The organism is Pontibacter sp. MBLB2868 (assembly GCF_051904785.1).
GTDB lineage: Bacteria > Bacteroidota > Bacteroidia > Cytophagales > Hymenobacteraceae > Pontibacter.
Genome location: NZ_CP196710.1, coordinates 1477953 through 1498682, shown reverse-complemented (window position 1 = coordinate 1498682; position 20730 = coordinate 1477953). Strand labels below are relative to the sequence as shown.

The window sequence follows — 20730 nt, the reverse complement described above, 5'->3', positions numbered from 1 at the left end:
TTTAAGAATTACCTGTGGCTATTCAGCAAGAGCTTTGCTAACGGCCTCAAGCACTTTTTCTTCCGAGAAAGGTTTTACGATATAAGATAGCGCACCATACTCTAGCGCCTCGTTCACAATAACCTCCTGACCAACAGCGCTCACAATTATCACTTTCATGTCTGGCTGATCTTTTTTAATTCCTTTCAGAACATCCAAGCCCGTATTATCAGGTAAGATCACATCCAGGGTGATAAGATCAGGGTTTGTTTCTTTAGCCAATTCCAAAGCCGTTTGACCATTTGGGGCCTCACCTACTACTTCGTAGCCGGCATCGGTCAACATGTTTTTTAACATGGTGCGCATGTAGAAGGAATCATCTACCACTAATATTCTTTTCATACTTTGTAAGTATTTAATGGGTCTAATTATTATTTAGCTTGCTAACTGTTTTATCTCATCCCCTGAAAGGATACGGAACATGTCCAGCACAATGATCAGTCGGTTATCAACCTTGGCTATTCCTTCTATGTATGACTCCTGAATGTTGGTGTCCTGTAAAAAGGATGGTGCCTTGTCAATCTTAGACATGCCCAGGTTAAGAGACTGAGGCATTTCCTTCACTACTACACCTATGCTGTAATCTTTTGCCTCAATTACGAGCGTATAGGTCAGGTTAGCATGGAGTTCATCCACTACTGGTGCCGGCCTTATTCCAAATCGCTGTTCCAGATCCACTATGGCGATGATGTCTCCCCTGATATTTGCTACGCCTTTTACAAATTCTGGTGTGCGAGGCATTCTTGTAATTTCAGGAGTAACAGTTACTTCCTTTACCTGCTCAATTTTAATGGCATAATACTCTGCACCTAATTTAAATACGATCAGGTGTACCATTTCATCAACTTCCACCGCCTTTGCAGCTTCCGCTTTGGCTCCTGTATCCTGTTGCGCAGAATTAAAGCCTTCATTTACAACGACTGCAGTTTCTTCCTTCTTCTTTGATTTAGGCATTACTTCTTCCTGATTTCACTTGTTAAAATGGAACCGTTTGGACCTTTAGAGGCTGTTGCCTGTCTTGTATTTCCTGTTGTAGTTCTTTCAGATTTCTGACTTGCAGGTATCGACAGCATTTTACGTCCTTTATTATTACTGTGGAAGATCAGGTTGCCATCAACAAGTTTGAATGCGGATATGCTTATCTGCAGGTCGGCGGCAATGTCGTTCAGGTTCTGAGAAGATGATGTAAGCACTTGCATAGATGCTGACAACTGTTTCGCTGTGCTTGCCACCTGCTGCGTACCCGATGCAGTTTGTTCTGCAATGGCTACTACTTCTTCCACATACTTCACAACGTCACCAATCGTAGATTTCTGTACTTCGGTTGCTGTCAGGATATCCTGTGCAGTTCGAAGTGTTTCTCCACTGGAGGCGGCAATGTTTTTAAAGGCTCCGGACGCTTCAAACGTAGCATTCTTTCCTTTCAGTACCCGGCCTTCCATTGTAGAAATGGCAGTAGCAGCAGAAGCAGTATCTTTTTTAACGTCTTCAACCAATGTGGCAATCTCACTTGCTGATTTACGTGAGCCCTCGGCCAGCTTTCTGATCTCTTCAGCTACAACCGCGAAGCCTCTGCCTGCCTCTCCTGCCCTTGCAGCCTCAATAGCAGCATTCAAGGCAAGTAGGTTAGTCTGAGCAGCAATATCTGTAATAACACCTAACGATTTGGATATTTCCTGCGAACGGGTGCTAAGTACTTCAATGGTCTTAGATGTAAGAGAAGCAGAACTTGAGATCTCTTCCATGTTCTTTACCACTTCAGCTACAGTCTTTAAACCTAACTGAGAGGTTTCCTCACCCACCTTCGCTGATTTGTTCACTACCTCCGCACGATTCGCAGTTTCTTTGGTAGCCTTCATGATCTCCTCGATCAATTTAAAAGCCTGGTCAGTTTTAAGGGCCTGGTTCTGTGCTCCCTCTGCCATTTGTTGCATTGCAAGAGCAACATCAAGCGTTACTTTATTCATTTCAAGCCCTTTTGAAGCCATTTCTTCAGAAGAACTACCTACTACAAGCGATGAGTCATTTATTTCACCTAACAGCGCATTCAGGTTTTCTACGGCAAGGTTCAGGGCATTTGCCATATCCAGAATGTCACCTGCTGTTTGTGTTTCCACTTTTTGCGTCAGGTCACCTTCTGAAATACCACGCACAACTCTTGAAACTTCCAGAACTGGAGTTACAATTGATTCCAGTAGGTCGTTCAGGGTATCAACAAGTTCTTTCCAGCTACCACCAACACCCTGTAATGTCGCACGTTCTGTCAGCTTTCCTTCCACTCCGGCAACACGAGCCACACGGCTAACTTCACCGGCTAGCCTGTTCAGGTCAATAACCATGGTGTTGATCGTATCTGCCAACTCTGCCACCTCGCCTCTTGCTTCAAGGGTTAGTTTCTGCGTCAGGTCACCTTTCGATACAGCGGTTACAACTTTTACAATGCCACGCACCTGAGTTGTCAGGTTCGAGGCCATGGTGTTCACGTTGTCGGTAAGGTCTTTCCAGACACCGGCCACGTTCGGCACATTTGCTTGTCCGCCCAGTTTACCTTCCGTACCCACTTCCAGGGCAACACGGGTTACTTCCCCGGCAAAGATGTTAAGGGAGTCTACCATTCGGTTGATGTTTTCCTTTAACTCTGCTATCTCACCTTTCACATCCACAGACACTTTCTGTGTTAAGTCGCCTTTAGCTACGGCAGTTGCTACTTTTGCAATGTCCCGCACCTGGCTGGTAAGGTTAGAGGCCATCGTGTTCACATTGTCTGTAAGTTCCTTCCAGGTACCTCTTACTTTTGGCACATTGGCCTGGCCACCCAGCTTACCTTCCGTACCCACTTCACGCGCCACACGGGTTACTTCGTCAGCAAAAATGTTGAGCGAGTCCACCATCTGGTTCAGGTTTTCCTTCAGGTCCAGAATTTCTCCACGTACTTCTACTGTTACTTTCTGTGTTAAGTCACCCTTGGCCACGGCAGTTGCTACTTTTGCAATGTCCCGTACCTGCAGCGTAAGGTTGCTGGCCATGATATTTACATTATCAGTCAGCTCCTTCCAGGTTCCGCCCACGTTTGGCACATTGGCCTGGCCACCCAGCTTACCTTCCGTACCTACTTCACGTGCCACACGGGTTACCTCATCACCAAATATATTCAGGGAATCAACCATTCGGTTGATATTCTCTTTCAGTTCTGCTATCTCACCTTTCACATCCACGGTAACCTTCTGTGTCAGGTCACCTTTGGCCACGGCAGTTGCCACGTTGGCAATATCCCTTACCTGTACAGTCAGGTTAGAAGCCATGGTGTTCACGTTGTCGGTAAGGTCTTTCCAGACACCAGCTACATTCGGCACATTGGCCTGACCGCCCAGTTTACCTTCCGTACCCACTTCCAGGGCAACACGGGTTACCTCACCAGCAAAGATGTTGAGCGAGTCCACCATTTGGTTAATGTTTTCCTTTAGCTCAGCTATCTCACCCTGCACATTTACAGTTACCTTCTGTGTTAAGTCGCCTTTCGCTACGGCAGTTGCAACATTGGCAATATCACGTACCTGTTGCGTCAGGTTAGAGGCCATCGTGTTCACGTTGTCGGTAAGGTCTTTCCAGACACCGGCAACCATAGGCACGTTGGCTTGTCCACCAAGCTTACCCTCCGTACCTACTTCACGGGCCACACGAGTTACCTCACCTGCGAATATGTTAAGTGAATCCACCATTTGGTTCACGTTAACTTTCAGCTCAGCAATCTCGCCCTTCACATCCACGGTCACTTTCTGGCTCAGGTCACCTTTGGCCACGGCAGTTGCCACGTTGGCTATGTCCCGCACCTGACTGGTGAGGTTGCTGGCCATGTAGTTTACATTGTCAGTGAGGTCTTTCCAGATACCGGCCACGTTCGGCACATTAGCCTGACCGCCCAGAATACCTTCCGTACCCACTTCACGCGCCACACGGGTAACTTCCGCTCCAAATACATTGAGGCGGTCCACCATGTCATTTAATATACTTTTCAGCTCAGCAATCTCACCTTTCACATCCACAGTAACTTTCTGTGTCAGGTCACCTTTAGCTACGGCAGTTGCCACGTTGGCAATATCACGTACTTGGCTGGTAAGGTTGCTGGCCATGTAGTTTACATTGTCGGTCAGTTCCTTCCAGGTACCCTCCACTCTAGGCACGTTGGCTTGTCCTCCAAGTTTACCTTCGGTACCTACTTCACGTGCCACACGCGTTACCTCACCGGCGAATATATTGAGAGAGTCCACCATCTGGTTAATGATGTCCTTTAGATCGGCTATCTCTCCTTTAACATTTACAGTTACTTTCTGCGTTAAGTCACCTTTGGCCACGGCAGTTGCCACGTTAGCTATGTCCCGCACCTGGCTTGTCAGGTTGCTGGCCATCGTGTTCACGTTGTCAGTTAAGTCTTTCCAGACACCACCTACGTTCGGCACTTTCGCCTGGCCACCCAGTTTACCCTCGGTACCAACTTCACGGGCCACACGTGTTACCTCATCAGCAAAGATGTTAAGTGAATCCACCATCTGGTTCACGTTGTCCTTTAACTGAGCGATCTCACCCTTCACATCCACAGATACCTTCTGCGTCAGGTCACCTTTCGCCACGGCAGTTGCCACATTGGCAATATCCCGTACCTGAGCAGTCAGGTTAGAGGCCATGGTGTTCACATTATCGGTAAGGTCTTTCCAGATACCGGCTACATTTGGCACCGATGCCTGACCACCTAATTTACCTTCGGTACCCACTTCCAGAGCCACACGCGTTACTTCGCCGGCAAACAGGTTCAGGTTGTCGATGGTACGGTTAATGGTTTCGGCCATCACCTTAAAGTCACCGGACACCGGAATCTGGAATGTCTCGTCCAGGTTACCCCGCGAGATATTCTTAAGTACCTTACCCACTTCGAGTACTGGTACTGCAATTGAGTCAACAAGGCCATTGATGTTGTTGATCATGTCCTTCCAGAAGCCGGAGGCACTCTCGGCAGAAGCACGGGCTTTCAGGTTACCTTCAACACCTGCCACTTTGGAGATACGGGATACTTCGCCTCCCACACCACCGATCATCTCCACCATGGAGTTGTAGGCTTCAGCTATCTCGGCAAAAATATCATCGTTTTGTTTCGTAAGGCGAACAGAGATGTCACCTTTTTTAAAGGCATCCAGTGCATACAGCACTTTATTAAGCTGTTCACTTATATATTCCGGATTGCTAGGTAGCACCTGCTTATTACTTCCTCTCTCCCTGGCCTGATTGTCTCCCATGAACGTAGCCGGAGGAGTCGCTTTAGTAGCAGCAGGTTCAGCAGAAGTTTTGCCCGCAGTTTTAGACGCAGTTTCTTTCACCTGAGTCACAGAAGCCTTGTTATTATCCTTTGCTTTGGGTGCTACAGGCTTTTCAGGTTTAGCTTCTACTTCACTTATGAGCTTTTCTTTGCTCAGCTTTAAGTTTTTACCTAAGGCCATAAGTTTATTTTATTGGAATGGGTATCTATATAATTCTGATAATACTATCAGTACGGTACGACAGTATTATCGCAATTTACACATTTATTAATTGGTAAATCAGTAATCTTAACTGGCTTGCTGGTTAGCTATTCAAAAACTCCTCAGCCAACGCTTTATAATCTTTAGCACCGTTTGAGGAAGTATCATAATCCAATACGCTCTGACCAAACGAAGGCGCTTCAGCCAGTTTTACGTTAAGGCGTATATGGTTCGAAAATATCTTCTCTTGAATATTCTGATGCAAATACTCCAGTACTTCCTGGCTTAGTTTCCTGCGAATATCAAACATGACCACTACGATTCCTTTTATCTTAAGTTTCGGGTTAAATGCTTTCCGAACCTTCTCCACTGTGTTCATGATCTGGTCAAGTCCCTGAAGTGTAAGCACTTCCATTTGTAAAGGAATAAGCACTTCCTGTGCAGCAGTCAGGGCATTTAGTGTTAAAACAGAAAGTGAAGGAGGGCAATCGATCAGGATGATATCAAAATCGCCGGCCTCTTTGAGAATTTGCTTTAGAAACAACTCACGCTCCTTCTCTCCCACCAAAGATATTTCAATGTCAACCAGATCATTAGATCCGGGAGCTATCCAAAGGCCATCTTTCTCCACAAGAATATCTTTGATCTTTTTATGGCCTAAAAACACGTCAGCTAATGTACCATCCGTATTAGTGACAGCTAAAGAGTAAGATAAGTTGCTTTGAGGATCCAGGTCGACTAACAGCACCTTTCTGCCGAGTTTGCTAAGGGCACTACCGAGGTTTATGGTGGTAGTTGTTTTGCCAGTGCCGCCTTTTTGATTGATGACAGCAACAGTAGTATTTTTCATACAGATTATACTGATAACGAAATCTGTGCAAGACAGAAATGTTTAGAAGAATTAAATATAGAGAATAAAATGTGCAATAAAAAGCGGATTCGCTCTAATACATACCGTTAAACTATGCATGCAGCATGTTTTTAGCTGACACTAAACCGGTTGTAATATAAATATCTTCCCATTCCTGCAGATCTATTTCTACTGCTAATACATTTGCCGGCTCCAGATAGCCAACCATTCGATCCGTCAGTTCCCGGGCTAGGCGCGTTATACCAGGATTATGTGCAACCAATAACACCGATTTAACATGCTGTGGTAAATTGCTCAGGCATTTCAGAAGCTGTTTTTCCTGGGCGTTATACAAGTCAGGCTCGTAAGTGATGTTCTCGGTGTCAAAGTAGATCTTGTCAGCAATAAGTCGTGCAGTCGCCTGTGCTCTTTTGGCTGGACTCACCAGGCAATAGTCAATCTTATTGAAATTTTCACGTAACCATACACCAGTTGCGCGAGCTTGCTTAGTGCCATTGGGTGTTAGCTCACGCTCAAAATCTGATTGAAATGGATAAGGCTCGAAAGTTTCTGCGTGACGACAGATGAGTATTTTTCTTTGCATATAAAAGGAATATGTGCCCGTATAGATGCTTATTGGCTAAATGTAATGTTATCTTATTGAAATAAATTTTAATGTTAAACCTATGTTATACGAATCAGGTTGTAATTGTTAAGAAAAATATTTGAACTTTGGGCAAATTTCGGCCAAGCCTGCCTGTAAATATAAAGGATGATAAAAAACTTAGTTATAGTAGAGTCGCCTGCCAAGGCGAAAACGATCGAGGGTTATTTAGGAAAAGATTTTGTGGTGCGATCCAGCTTTGGTCATGTGCGCGACCTCCCAAAGGGTAATAACGCTATTGATGTTGAACATGGATTTAAACCTACATATGTTGTTTCAAGCGACAAGAAAGAGGTAGTATCTCAGTTACGCAAACTTGCTAAAGAGGCAGAAACAGTATGGCTAGCATCGGATGATGACCGTGAAGGAGAAGCCATTTCCTGGCACCTGACAGAGGCATTGAATCTGAATGATTCCAAAACCCGTCGTATTGTTTTCCGCGAGATCACTAAGAATGCCATACTCAATGCTATCAATACACCAAGAGGCATCGACATGGACCTTGTTAATGCCCAGCAGGCTCGTAGAATACTTGACCGGCTGGTAGGTTTTGAGCTTTCACCGGTACTCTGGAAAAAAATTAAAACTGGTCTTTCAGCTGGTCGTGTACAATCTGTAGCTGTACGCCTGGTTGTGGAGCGTGAAAGAGAAATAGAGCGGTTCAACTCAGAGTCCTCCTTCCGCATTACAGCAATTTTTGATGTAGCGGGTAAGACACTAAGTGCCGAACTACCAGCTAAATTTAAGACTGAGGAAGAAGCGCAGGCCTTTTTACAGAAATGTATAGGAGCGGATTATCAGATCGAAAATTTAGAGAAAAAACCTCTGAAGCGAAGCCCGGCACCTCCTTTTACAACCTCTACCCTGCAGCAGGAAGCCAGCCGTAAGCTATACTTCTCTGTGGCACAAACCATGACGGTTGCACAGCGCCTGTATGAGTCTGGTAAGATATCATATATGCGTACGGACTCTGTCAACCTCTCTGAGGAGGCAATTCAGGGTGCTACTACTGAGATAAAGCGTTCATTTGGCGATAGTTTTGTTAAAGTTCGCCATTTCAAAACCAAATCTGCTTCCGCACAGGAAGCGCACGAAGCCATTCGCCCAACAGATTTCTCAAGAATGGAGGCCAGCACTGACCGTAATGAACAACGACTGTATGAGTTGATCTGGAAGCGTGCCATTGCATCTCAGATGGCTGATGCTGAAATTGAGAAGACAACAGCCACTATTGGCATCTCTACACAGCCTGATCAAAAATTGCAGGCTACCGGAGAAGTGATCAAATTTGAGGGCTTCCTTAAAGTATACATTGAATCAATTGACGAGGAAGAGTCTGACGAAGATGTTAAAGGCATGCTACCTCCGTTGCATATCGGCCAGAATCTTGGGTTACGACAAATGTCAGCTACGCAGCGCTTTAGTCGTCCTCCGGCACGCTATACGGAAGCAAGTTTAGTTAAGAAACTTGAGGAAATGGGTATTGGCCGCCCGTCTACCTATGCTCCTACCATCTCCACGATACAAAAGCGAGGTTATGTTGAGAAAGATTCACGTGAAGGCAAAGAGCGCCTGTTCCAGGTGCTTACGCTGAAAAGTGACACCTTATCCAAACAAACTAAAACAGAAATCACTGGAGCTGAAAAGGCGAAACTTTTTCCTACTGATACTGCCATGGTTGTAAATGACTTCCTGGTAGAGCATTTCCCGAACGTGATTGATTATTCTTTCACAGCACGTGTAGAAGCTGAGTTCGATGAAATTGCACAGGGGCATAAGGAATGGGAACAAATGCTGGATCAGTTTTACCAGAAGTTTCATCAGCGCATCGAATCGAGCGAGTCCATATCCAGAGCGGATGTATCCGGCGCTCGAGAAATAGGTGCAGACCCGGCAACCGGGAAAACTATACTTGCCAAGTTAGGCAGGTTCGGCCCTTATGTTCAATTAGGAGAAGAAAATACTGAGACAGGTGAAAAACCAATCTATGCAAGCCTTCGAAAAGGCCAGTTCATAGAGAACATTACTCTAGAGGATGCTCTGGATCTGTTTAAACTACCTCGTATAGTTGGCGTTTATGAAGACAAGGACATGACTGCCGCCATAGGAAGATTCGGCCCTTATATCCGCCACAACAGCAAATTCTACTCATTGCCTAAAACCCTTGACCCGATGCTTGTAACAGCTGAGGAGGCCATTGATTTGATTGAAGCAAAGAGAAAGGCCGATGCAGAGAAAATGATCAAGACCTTTGATGAAAATCCAGATGTGCAGGTGCTAAATGGACGTTACGGTCCTTATATAGTAGTTGGCAAGAAGAATGTCAAAATTCCTAAAGGAAAGGAACCACAGGAGCTAACGTTACAGGAATGTCTTGATCTTGCTGAAGCCACCCCTGAGAAAAAAGGTCGAGGAGGTTTCAAGAAAAAGGCAGAGACAACTACTGCAGAGAAGAAAGCACCTGCTAAGAAGAAGGCGGCTGCTAAGGGCACTAAGACAACCAAGGCAAAAGCTTCTTCTAAAAAATAAACTTAACATATTTTTGAGCTGCCTATTGCGGATAAAAAAACAGCTAGTATATTTGCACCACAATTAGACAGAACGGCCCGTTCGTCTAGGGGTTAGGACGCCAGATTTTCATTCTGGTAACAGGGGTTCGATTCCCCTACGGGCTACTGAAAGGGAAAAGTGACTATCACAGTTGCTTTTCCCTTTTTCTTTTGCCTCCAAAAACCGCTGTATCTCGCTGGAAAGGGCGAAAAAGCCGTTCACCCTTTGGAATCGATAAGCCTCCATTTCCGACAAATTTAATGCTCCTCAACAATTATTTCTCTCCCTTGCATCTGATGCTTATATAAATGCGGCCTCTACTCTACTCTACTCTAAAGTAGCGGCCGCGGTTATTTTCCCCCTGAAAAGCGACTTGGACAGATTCAAGCAAAACAGCTCAAGTTTGATTATGGAACGTAGACCACCCTTGATACCGTAGGAGAACCTTTGATCCTTTACATTCCCGATGCACATGAGCAGGCAGCTTACATGTAGAATGAGCCTATTTCCCATCATCCAGCAGGAACTCCCTAGGTCTAGAACCAGAAGAGCGGGTTTTGCCTGCCGCCCACCTTACCCCCGAAGTTGCGGATGTTGTAGGTGAAGGTGAGCATGCCGTAGCGGGTGAGCGCCACCGTCTGGTAGTCCTCGATCAGGTTCTCCCGGATGTACCTGCTGGCAGTAATGTTCTGGTCCAGCAAATCGTAGACAGAAAGCTTCAGCTGGGCCCGGTCATTCTTCATGAACAGGAACGTTAGCCCGGCGTTCAGCCTGACGTAGCTTTTCTGCAGGCCCGGCGCCGTGTTGGAGTTGTACCAGTAGTCAAAGGTCGCCTCCCACACCAGTTTCTTCGGCAGGCGCACCACGATCTCTGACTTGGAGGTGCAGGTGTTGATTCGTAGCTCATCAAAGGCGTTGTTCTCATAGGTGCTGCGCCTGTGGTTCAGGGTGAACGACTGGCTGATCTCCAGCTTGTCATCCAGGTTCACCCGGCCCTCCACCTCCGGATAGAAACCCCAGGTCTGGCTGTAGCTTTGGGTGCTGTTGAGCAGAACAAGTGACCGACCATAGGAAACACGCACTGTGCCACCAATGGAGAACTTGTTCTTATCATACTTGAAGTCCTTCATCACGCGTCCGCTGCCGTTCAAATCACAGTTTCCGTCCGTGTTCACCGGCCTGGTGGTCTGCACCCCATTCTCATCAATGGTTCGGGCCTGGTGATGGCGTTTTTCCTGACAGCCCCATACACATAAGCATTGTAGTTGATCGACTTCTTGGTATCGAACTTCCTGTAGTTGATGTTAAGGGCGTTGGAAACAGTTGGTCTCAGCGACGGATTGCCATAGGTTATAAACAGCGGGTTCGTGTTATCTAGAACAGGCTGCAAATAGGCTGCAGTTGGCTCTGTAAGGTTCACGCTGTAGTTCAGGTAAAACTGTTTCCAATTGACATTGAGGTTGGGGGAGACATAAAAGTAATTCTGCTCAATGTCCGGGGCGGTCTGGAAACCGTTGTTGATGTTGAGAGAGTTAAAGAGCTACTTTTATACAAAGAACTTAACCTGACTAAGATCGCTCATAAACTACATTACAGCAGCGTAGCCCATCTATCAAACCACTTAAAGAAAGTTACCGGACTGTCCTCTTCGTTTTTAAGCAACTGAAGCAAAAGCGCATGACAAACCTCGAAAACATGTGATTTATGTAACAAACTTTATTTACTGTGTAACATAAGGCAGTTTGAATAACCCCACCTTTGTAACATCAAAAACAGCTGAACTATAGAAAGCCCAGCTTCCGCCAGTAACGGATATTAAAAAGCCCCTGTTTGAATCAGAAACACCAAGCATCAGCATTACCAGTCATAACAACCACTTGCCAGCAAACCAGCAAAAAAGACGTTCTGCGCTAATACAGATTTCCCTTATTAAGATCATCGCTCTCCCGATCAGGTTCCCGATCATCCATCTACAACACATTTCATACTTAGCTAAACTTACAGTATTGCTGCATCTCAGGAACAACTAAGATCAGGAACTATAGTTTGCGCCACATATACTCCAGAACACAGGTAGCAGGTAATGCAATTGCAAACCAGCAACTATAAAAATCACCCTTAACAGAATTTTAAAACCCATTATATGAAGAGATTATTTACAATCACGTTAACCATTCTATTTATCTGCTTTTTCCAGCTAAACGCGACTGCCCAGGAAAAACACGGCAGCACGTTAAACTTAGGTATAGGCATAGGCGGCTACGGTGGTTATTATAAATATGCCAATAGCACTTTACCTGTTATCAATGTTAACTATGAATTTGATGTTGCGAAAGATTTTACGCTTGCCCCATTCATCAGTTTTTCAACCTACTCTAAAGACTATTACAAGGATAATAATACCTATTATACTTACCGCGAAACAATAATCCCAATCGGTGTTAAAGGAACATACTACTTCGATCGTATACTTCAGGCAAACAGCAAATGGGATTTTTATATGGCTGGCTCATTAGGGCTTGCTTTGATCAACTCGCGTTGGGATGACAGATATGATGGCGACAAAAACTTCTACCGTAGAGGCAACCCCTTATTCCTGGATCTTCACATCGGTACAGAATACCACTTTAACAACAGAGTAGGCGCATTTCTTGACCTGTCAACAGGTGTATCAACTATAGGCATCGCCATCCATTAATATCCTACAATTTCTACAACCTGTAAATGCAACAAGCAATTCAGGTTTTATAGTTACAAACTTAACTTTATTGCACAAATGTGACTTTGCTGTTTCATCAGCCCACTTTTGCAACTTCAAAAACTGCCGTGCTTAATATACAAGCACGCATCCGCCAGTAACGGAAAATTAACAAACACAAATTGAAATTAAAAAAACTAGTGACAACCCTTGCCCTTGCATCGGTTGTTGTAATTGCCGGATGTAAAGAAGATACATTCATAGAAGAATTTGGGGTTTGCCCCGTTGTTTTAAGTACCACTCCTGAAAACGGAGCTACTCCGGTTTCTCTCACTTCTCATGTTACAGTTACCTTTAATGAGGCAATGAATCCTGAGACCATCACCCAGACATCCTTCAGCTTAACAGGCCCGGAAAAAGTACCAGGTGCAATATCTTACGATATTAAAACCAACACACTGACTTTTGTACCTGAAAACGAACTGGAATATGCCACTACCTACACAGGCAGAGTAGCTACTTCAGTAAAAGATGTGATGGGTAACGCACTCCAAACAGAATATGTCTGGACCTTTACTACCATATCTCCTTCAACACCAAGAGTAGTTTTAACAAACCCTGTTAACCTCGCAACTGGTGTAGCCAGAAATATAGTTATCAGTGCTGGTTTCAGCGAAGCAATGATTCCTTCAACGTTCACAGCCACTTCATTTACATTAAAAACAGGTACAACAACTATAGCCGGCAACATAAGTTATACTGGTACTACAGCTAAATTTACCACTGAAAATGATCTGGCAGCAAACACAACTTATACTGCAACTATAACTACTGATGCGAAGAGCACAAACAATGCTCCTTTAGCTGGTAACTATGAGTGGACATTTACAACTGGTATCAATAACACGCAACCAGGTTCGCCAGGAATGGGTGTAGATCTTAAATCGGTTGGTCGTTTCGGTATCTTTGCTGGTGTAGGCATCAGCAACAACGCAGGCTTCAGCGAGATCCGTAACCTGGATGTAGGTATAACACCGGGTGTTCGCTCTTCGGTAACCGGTTTTCCGCCAGCTATAGTTGTGAACGGCGCCATTTATGCCTCAGATGATAGTGCGCCTGCCGGAACATCTGCTATGCTGCTACAAGCAAAGCAGGATTTGTTGGAAGCTTATCTTTTTGCGGAAGGAGCATCTTCTCCGGCACCAGCTACCGTAGCCGGCGACCAGGGTGGTAAAACACTCGCACCCGGCATCTACAAATCTACTTCCACTTTATTAGTACAGGCCGGTGACTTAACACTGGATGCAAAAGGAGACCCGAATGCAGTATGGATATTCCAGATAGCATCGGACTTTACAACAGTTGGTGGCGCAGGCGGTAACATTATACTTACTGGCGGAGCACAGGCTAAAAATATCTTCTGGCAAACTGGCAGCTCAGCAACTATAGGCGACGGTACTTCCTTTAAAGGAAACGTACTTGCCCTTACCTCTATCACCTTGAACTCAGGTGCTAAAGCAACAGGTAGAATGCTCGCCAGAAATGGCTCGGTAGTAATGACCAACACAAACATCATCGAGAAGCCTTAATCAACACTAACATGACAATCAAAAATAACAATACCGGATCGCGCACAGCGTGGTCTGCCTCTAAGCTTGCGCTCAAAACTATAGTTCTTAGCACTGTTATCTTTACAGGAATACAGGCTCCGGCCCAGGCTCAGGATGCTCCGTTCACTAAACCATCGTGGTGGTTTGGTGCAGCAGCAGGTGCAAACTTTAACTTTTATAACGGCTCTACTCATAAGTTAAACTCTCAGCTTACGCCGCCGGTAACTTATCATGAAGGCAACGGAGTAGGTCTTTTTGCAGCGCCGCTTATAGAGTATCGTCGCCCGGAATCAAGATGGGGACTGATGCTGCAAACAGGTTACGATAGCCGCAGAGGTGAATTTGACCAGCAAACCACTGCCTGCGACTGCCCTGCAGATTTAAGCACTAAACTGAGTTACATTACAGTTGAGCCTAGCCTGCGCTTTGCTCCTTTTAAAGCCTCAGGATTTTACCTGATGGGTGGCCCGAGACTGGCGTTTAATGTAAAGAAAGAATTTACCTACGACCAAGGCGTTAACCCAGCTAACTCAGATCAGGAAAAAAGCCCTGCTGTAAAAGGAGACCTGAGTGATGTAAAAGAAAGACTACTTTCGATGCAGGTGGGTGCTGGTTACGACATTCCACTTGCTTCCCAGGACAACCGCACACAGGTTATACTTTCTCCGTTTGTAACGTACCAGCCATACTTCGGCCAGTCGCCACGCAGCATCGAAACCATGACCGTAAACACGCTTAGAGTTGGTGCTGCCTTTAAATTCGGACGCGGAAAACCAAACGCAACTATAGCTGCCCACGAGGTAACGTTTTCGGTTAACTCGCCAACCAACATTGCGGCAGACCGCAGAGTAAGAGAGACCTTCCCGCTTCGTAACTATGTTTTCTTTAACCAGGGTTCTACAGCCATTCCGGATCGTTATGTGCTGCTTGAGAAAGACCAGGTAAAAGATTTCAAAGAAGATCAATTAGAAGTATTTACTCCTAAAACATTAGCTGGCCGCTCTGATCGTGAAATGAAAGTATATTATAATGTACTGAACATTTTAGGTGACCGTTTGGGCAAAAATCCATCGGCAACTATAACCCTGGTTGGTTCATCAGAGAAAGGTCCGCAGGAAGGTAAAGTAATGGCTGAAACTGTGAAAAGCTACCTTGTAAATACGTTTGGTATCAATGCTTCGCGCATCGCTATAGAAGGACGTAACAAGCCAAAACTGCCTTCGGAGCAGCCGGGTGGAACCAAAGAACTGGAACTGCTTCGTGAAGGTGACCGTCGTGTGTCTATAGAAAGTAATGCACCAGCGTTGTTGATGGAATTCCAGAGTGGTCCTGAAGCTGCCTTGAAACCTGTAGTGATCTCAGCAATACAAGAAGCTCCGCTTGATAGTTATGTAACCTTTACATCTGCCGGTTCAGATAAAGCTTATACTTCATGGTCTATGAACATGACAGATGACAAAGGCATCGTTCAGAATTTCGGACCATACATGCAGGAAACTGTAAGTATACCTGGCAAAGTCATCTTAGGAACACGCCCTAAAGGCACGTACCTGGTAACGATGCTGGGCACCAAAGAAGATGGCACCATAGAGAAGAAAGAAACTACGGTGAACATGGTGCTCTGGACACCGGCAAAAGACGAAGAAGGCCAGCGTTATAGTGTGCTCTATGAGTTCAATGACTCTAAAGCGATAACTACTTACGAGAAATACCTGACCGAAATTGTTACTCCCAAGATACCGAAGAATAGTAAGGTGATTATACACGGTTACACTGACAATATCGGTGACGATACCAACAACAAAAACCTGTCGCTGGCTCGTGCTAATGATGTGAAAGGGATCATCGAGAACAGCCTTGCGAAAGCAGGCAGAAAAGATGTGACCTTTGAAGTGCATGGATTTGGCGAAGACCAGAAACTGGCACCATTCAACAACAAATATCCCGAAGAGCGCTTTTATAACCGTACGGTTATCATCGACATCATCCCCGGGAAATAAGACTCCGTTTATTCATAAGTTAAAAAGCTGCCTGTATCTATGGGCAGCTTTTTTCTTTTTAGGTCGCCTTAGCATGATCATATATACTTAAAATCAGCCCGTTTATGGAAGCGGATGACGGAAATAATAACTTAACTATTGAAATAAAAGCCTGCAACAGGCAACATAATACTTATTTTGTAATTTATTTATTGTATATTGCAGAAAATAATGAACGCATATACCTGCAGATATGTAGTAGGTATATAATAAAAAACACAATATGAATAACGGAACAGTAAAATTCTTTAATGACGAAAAAGGATTCGGATTTATTAAAGAAACAAATTCAGATCAGGAATACTTTGTACATGCTTCTGGCCTTGTAGATGAGATCAGAGAGAACGACGAAGTAAGCTTCGATCTTCAGGAAGGAAGAAAAGGACTAAACGCTGTGAACGTAAAACGCGCGTAGTTTTAAGCTATAGATTTCTGAAAAAGCCTTACCTCCGGTAAGGCTTTTTTTTTGGTAGTTATAGCAATAACTGCCATCACAGCACTCTAATAACTATAAACCTTAAACTCTAAAGAGGAAGAGAAAATATTTAGTAGTTACCTTAACCTATGAGTACATATGCATCGCAATTAAAAAGGTACTGGATTGGGTACCGAGCAATCAGAATCTTTTAACACCTTGGATAAAAACCAGGTTTACTATGAGCGCGAACTAATGCACAATGAAACTGGTGCTACATACAGTTATGGAAGCAGTCACCTGTATAACTTACTAACGCCTCCAAATCCCTGTGGAAATAGTACGATAATTCCATCCCTCGGTCTACAAAAAAAGGACTTCAGCTAAAGCTGAAGTCCTTTTCATATCACTTCGATACTAACCCAGATGCCACAACAGTTTTTTTAACCCTAAGAGGCTTACTTTCACATGTCATGCTTTACTAACTGTCTGGTACATGAGGTAAGTGAAGCTTCTCTCCTTTTGGATTTCATTCTGAAAAACATACTCCGCCCCACCAGATTTAGATTTGCTCTACAAAATCTAAAAATACTTTTTTATGGAGTTCAAGATCCATATCAGGAGATAGTGCTACACGGGCAATGTAATCTTTGTCGGCTTCTTTGGTAGTTCCCTGTGTAGATGTTGCAGGTATCGTCCAATAACATCCCTTCAGCTGCCCGTAGCTTACACAATACTTGCTTTCGTTCGGAATTTCGGTGATCATCATATCGATCAGTTTTTGATTTAATGATCGTTTATAAGCTTCTCTTTCCTCATCCGTATTCCCCTTTGTAGGAAGATCCAGTGAAAATACGGATGGAGTAAAACCTTCTTTTGCTAATTCTTCAGAAACGAAATTAATCTTCGCATCTGGTAAAGTATCCTTGATAAAGTTTACAAACTCACGCGTATTTTTATAGGCATCTTGTATTCTCTGGTTCATTGAGGGTAACTGTTGGGCTAATATTTCAACTTGAAGATCTGTCGCCTCGTTGTCGCAGAGTATAAGATGCTTTTCTGTTTTCCCCAGCAAGGCTGCTGCTTTTGTGTTTGCTACACAGTAGCCGGCAGTAGCTTTTCCGCCGCTCGGAAACTTCGATCCGCTAACATATGAAATGGTCCTTATCGCTGAGAGTATCCCGTCTTCACTTACGAATTGTACATTAGGACAAAACGTTTGATCTAAGATAAATACCGGATCGATAGCAACTTCACCGGTTGCTGTCTTACGTGCTTTACTTAGAACATCCCTTAATTTTGCAAGATCCGGTACCTCGACCCTTGGATTTGTAGGTATTTCAGCGATTATGTAAGGCACAGCATCCTGATTGGCAATTTTCTCCAACACTGTATCAATACTTTGAACCATATCATTATCCCCGTCAACCGGTAAATCCACAACTTCAACATTGTCAATACAGGCAGCTACCCGTCTTGCCTGGTCATTTGTTCCACCATAGCAATTCGGAGGAACAATAAACTTAATGTCCTTTCCTTTGTGATTTTCCAGGGCATCGTGAACGAGACCCATCATAATCGCATATTGCATAGAGAGTCCGGAAGAACCAATTAGCGCTTTCGTGGTGGTACCGGTAATTTTCTTGATTGAATCCTGAACCTGTGCTTTGTTTGCTTCTACATCTCCCCTCTCGTTATTAAAAGAAGGCTTACCAATTAGCATCTGCAAGGCCGAATAACAATTGGCTGGCGTCATAGCAATTGTTTCTCTTCTTCGCACATGCTGAATTTCTGAGATGTAACCTTCATTCTGTTCACCATTTACTAGTAAAACGCTTCCCAAATGAGGGTGAACACTGATAAAGAAATCAATGTTAGAGGTGAGGTCAGCATGACCAATTTCAACTTCTTGTGAAATGAAAACTGTACTGCCGTTAAAAGCGGAAATCTCTTCTGTTTTCTCAACATGCTTTAAGTCAAATTTATAGCCGTAAACACGCTTTAATATTTCAGCATCAAAAGATTCCGGTAATTCTCCGGTATAAAGAATCTGTGTGTTTTTATGATCCAGCAGGTTTTTTCTTAGGACAGCTAAAACAGGAATCGTTTTTGATGAAAAACTAATTACATTTTCCGGCTTTAGATCATTCAACTTAGCAATTGCCCATTCGAGTATTGAAGATAATGGATGACCTAACCGAATATAATCGAAAGCAGTGGGTAACTTACTGAGCGCTGATGTTTCAGCATTATTGTTTTTAAAGAGGTTTTCAAACTGCTCTAAGAATTGCGTTTTGGCCAATTCTTCATTATATATATCCAGACGATGGGTTGTTAGCCTCAACCAGTCTGTTGGCATATTCTCTAAAACGTCATCAATATATTTTAGCACTTTATTGTCTTTCATGATTTTATTCTTTGATAGGCTGTTCAAATAAATTGCTAAGTTAAAAATTAAAAGTCTTAAAGACATTTTTTACAGTAACTCTAACAACTTGGCTAAGCATGAATATGCGGTAATTGCCACAATTATTAGCGTGTTGATATACTCCCCGCACCAGTAGAGGGAGCCAAAGATGCTCCTGCTTACTCAATCCTAACAAAGTATCCTGACTTAAGGTATAGCAGGAATAACAGGAAGCCTTTATGCCATGTGCAAAGCCTGCAGCGGCCGCTGTATTCCTTTCACCAAGTTTCAGTCAGTATGACCAAAGAGAACACTCAGCAAAAAAAATTCCGCATACTCTATAAGCTTGAGGCCTGGCTGGAAGGGCCAATGTTCCTGCTCTCAATTGTGTGGTTGTACCTTTTTATTATTGAGCTGGCGAGAGGGTTGTCACCCTTTCAGGAAAAGCTGGTGATTCTGATATGGATTCTTTTTGTGGTGGAGTTTTTAATCAAACTAGTGCTTTCCGCCAACAAAATAACTTACACGAAAAAAAACTGGCTGACAATACTGGCACTCTTCATTCCTGCCTTCCGGGCATTCCGCCTACTTCGGGCAATTAGGGTGTTACAACTTAGCCGTGTTGCCACTACAACCACCTTTGTCAGAGGCCTTACTTCATCTAAACGTTTTTTGAGTGAGCTAAAAAGTGCGCAAGGTATAAACCCGGATGCAGAGATGCATGTAGGGGTACTGCTTGCCTATAGCCCTGCCATCACACCCGAGGAAATGCAACCGTTTCTGCAGCAGCTGGTACTTGATGTGCAGCCGGAGATGACTGTTTCCACCGGAATCCCATGGTCTTTCCACCTGGTGGAGCCGATAGCCCTGACATCCGACAGGACAAGGGAGCCCTCCGATTTCCTGGGTGCGGCCACCATGCGGATGACCGAAGGCCCATATGATATCGTGGTGGTGGTGACAGATGTCACGCTTATCTCCCGCAAGGACAGAATAGAAGCAGGACTTGCCTCACCAGTTACCTATACTGCTGTGATTTCTACCCAGCGGCTTACCACAACATCCAGAGGAAAACCTGTACGCACCCTGGATGCCCCTTCAGTACGGGTAAATGCCGCTACCCTCCTGCTGCACTTGCTCGGGCACATCAGCGGACTGCAGCATATGGGAGGAGAAAAAGGAGGTGTAATGGCTCCCTACTCTTTCCGGGAGAGAAGAGAATCTCCGCCCGGTTATAAAGATCAGGAACGCACACAGCTTAAGAAGAATGTGAAGTATCTGCCGGAAAGGGAGCTTCACGGGGGCACTGCCCTGGAAGGCTTCATTTTTCACCTGATCATGGCCGCTAAACATCCAAAGGCGGTTCTTATCCCGCTACTGCGCAACTGGGCGATCCTGCTGCCCTTGTCGCTTCCGGGGCTTGCCACAGCGGCGGTAGCCCCCAGCCTGCTGCTGATCTTTACGGCAGAGATTTGGGATGTAGGGCTCAACATGGGAAACAGGACCACGGCTTTCTTTGCGGCGGCCAGTATATTGGGGGCTTCTTTTTACCTGATCAAGATACAATCCCTGTTTCTTCCCAGGAAGGAGAAAAACGTGCTAACGGAACATCAGGCAATAGCCAATGTCGTCATCTTCCTAAGCATCCTCCTGGCCTGCTTTGGGCTTTTCCTGATGGTAGGCGGGCTGATGATGATCATAGAACTACATGTTTTCCCGGAGGACCTCATCAGCACCTGGCCTACGTTGGACAAACCTGTGGTGGGACTTTCAGACAAATTGCGTCTGGCAGCCTTCATCAGCACGGTAGGTGTAACTACTGGCGCGCTGGCTGGTGGTTTGGAGAAAAAAACCGTCATCCAGCACCTGGCTTTGTTCCTTGACAAACCATAATCGTGACACATCTATACCTTATCTAACTATTTAATTGGCACACCTGGTCCTACAT

Annotated in this window: 14 protein-coding genes and 1 tRNA gene; 7 read left to right on the top strand and 8 right to left on the bottom strand. The window is 44.6% G+C overall.

Translation table 11 applies throughout. From position 1 onward, the window contains the following. Positions 1-18 precede the first annotated feature (18 nt). The 5 genes from ACSX1A_RS06415 to ACSX1A_RS06395 all read right to left on the bottom strand — a co-directional run bounded on the left by ACSX1A_RS06415 (position 19) and on the right by ACSX1A_RS06395 (position 7003). Positions 19-381: a response regulator gene (locus ACSX1A_RS06415; RefSeq protein WP_439882796.1), complete on the bottom strand. Its 363-nt coding sequence runs from the start codon at positions 379-381 to the stop codon at positions 19-21. Positions 382-414: 33 nt separating this feature from the next. Continuing rightward, positions 415-993 (bottom strand): chemotaxis protein CheW, encoded by a 579-nt coding sequence (locus ACSX1A_RS06410; protein WP_439882795.1) that lies wholly within the window; start codon positions 991-993, stop codon positions 415-417. After that, on the bottom strand, positions 993-5528 hold the full coding sequence (locus ACSX1A_RS06405; protein WP_439882794.1) for a HAMP domain-containing protein: 4536 nt from the start codon (positions 5526-5528) through the stop codon (positions 993-995). Before ACSX1A_RS06405 ends, ACSX1A_RS06410 begins: the two co-directional genes overlap by 1 nt. A 124-nt stretch (positions 5529-5652) precedes the next feature. After that, a complete protein-coding gene (locus ACSX1A_RS06400; protein ID WP_439882793.1) occupies positions 5653-6399 on the bottom strand; it encodes a ParA family protein in 747 nt (248 codons plus the stop codon). Positions 6400-6511: 112 nt separating this feature from the next. After that, complete coding sequence (locus ACSX1A_RS06395; RefSeq protein ID WP_439882792.1) at positions 6512-7003, bottom strand: SixA phosphatase family protein; 492 nt, start codon at positions 7001-7003, stop codon at positions 6512-6514. A 168-nt stretch (positions 7004-7171) separates the two neighbouring features. Between ACSX1A_RS06395 and topA the strand changes: the two genes are divergently transcribed. Further along, positions 7172-9592 carry a type I DNA topoisomerase gene (gene topA / locus ACSX1A_RS06390; RefSeq protein ID WP_439882791.1) on the top strand — a complete coding sequence of 807 codons (2421 nt, stop codon included), beginning with the start codon at positions 7172-7174 and terminating at the stop codon, positions 9590-9592. Between the two features lie 74 nt (positions 9593-9666). Next, positions 9667-9738 (top strand) — tRNA-Glu (locus tag ACSX1A_RS06385). 411 nt (positions 9739-10149) lie between these two features. Here the strand turns inward: ACSX1A_RS06385 and ACSX1A_RS06380 are convergent. Together ACSX1A_RS06380 and ACSX1A_RS06375 are read right to left on the bottom strand one after the other, a co-directional pair. Next, on the bottom strand, positions 10150-10743 hold the full coding sequence (locus ACSX1A_RS06380) for an outer membrane beta-barrel protein (protein ID WP_439882790.1): 594 nt from the start codon (positions 10741-10743) through the stop codon (positions 10150-10152). 41 nt (positions 10744-10784) lie between these two features. Continuing rightward, a complete protein-coding gene (locus ACSX1A_RS06375) occupies positions 10785-11105 on the bottom strand; it encodes an outer membrane beta-barrel protein (RefSeq protein ID WP_439883538.1) in 321 nt (106 codons plus the stop codon). 651 nt (positions 11106-11756) lie between these two features. Here ACSX1A_RS06375 and ACSX1A_RS06370 point away from each other — a divergent pair. The 4 genes from ACSX1A_RS06370 to ACSX1A_RS06355 all read left to right on the top strand — a co-directional run bounded on the left by ACSX1A_RS06370 (position 11757) and on the right by ACSX1A_RS06355 (position 16375). After that, on the top strand, positions 11757-12311 hold the full coding sequence (locus ACSX1A_RS06370; RefSeq protein WP_439882789.1) for a hypothetical protein: 555 nt from the start codon (positions 11757-11759) through the stop codon (positions 12309-12311). Between the two features lie 182 nt (positions 12312-12493). Beyond that, on the top strand, positions 12494-13900 hold the full coding sequence (locus tag ACSX1A_RS06365; RefSeq protein WP_439882788.1) for an ice-binding family protein: 1407 nt from the start codon (positions 12494-12496) through the stop codon (positions 13898-13900). A gap of 11 nt (positions 13901-13911) precedes the next feature. Continuing rightward, positions 13912-15921: an OmpA family protein gene (locus ACSX1A_RS06360; protein ID WP_439882787.1), complete on the top strand. Its 2010-nt coding sequence runs from the start codon at positions 13912-13914 to the stop codon at positions 15919-15921. A gap of 262 nt (positions 15922-16183) precedes the next feature. Beyond that, a complete protein-coding gene (locus tag ACSX1A_RS06355) occupies positions 16184-16375 on the top strand; it encodes a cold-shock protein (RefSeq protein ID WP_439882786.1) in 192 nt (63 codons plus the stop codon). A gap of 562 nt (positions 16376-16937) precedes the next feature. Here ACSX1A_RS06355 and ACSX1A_RS06350 read toward each other — a convergent pair. Beyond that, a complete protein-coding gene (locus tag ACSX1A_RS06350; protein ID WP_439882785.1) occupies positions 16938-18782 on the bottom strand; it encodes a cystathionine beta-synthase in 1845 nt (614 codons plus the stop codon). 297 nt (positions 18783-19079) lie between these two features. On the opposite strand from ACSX1A_RS06350, the gene ACSX1A_RS06345 reads away from it, so the two are divergent. Beyond that, the gene (locus tag ACSX1A_RS06345; RefSeq protein ID WP_439882784.1) at positions 19080-20675 is read left to right on the top strand and encodes a hypothetical protein; all 1596 of its coding nucleotides are present in this window, start codon (positions 19080-19082) and stop codon (positions 20673-20675) included. The last annotated feature ends 55 nt before the right edge of the window (positions 20676-20730 follow it).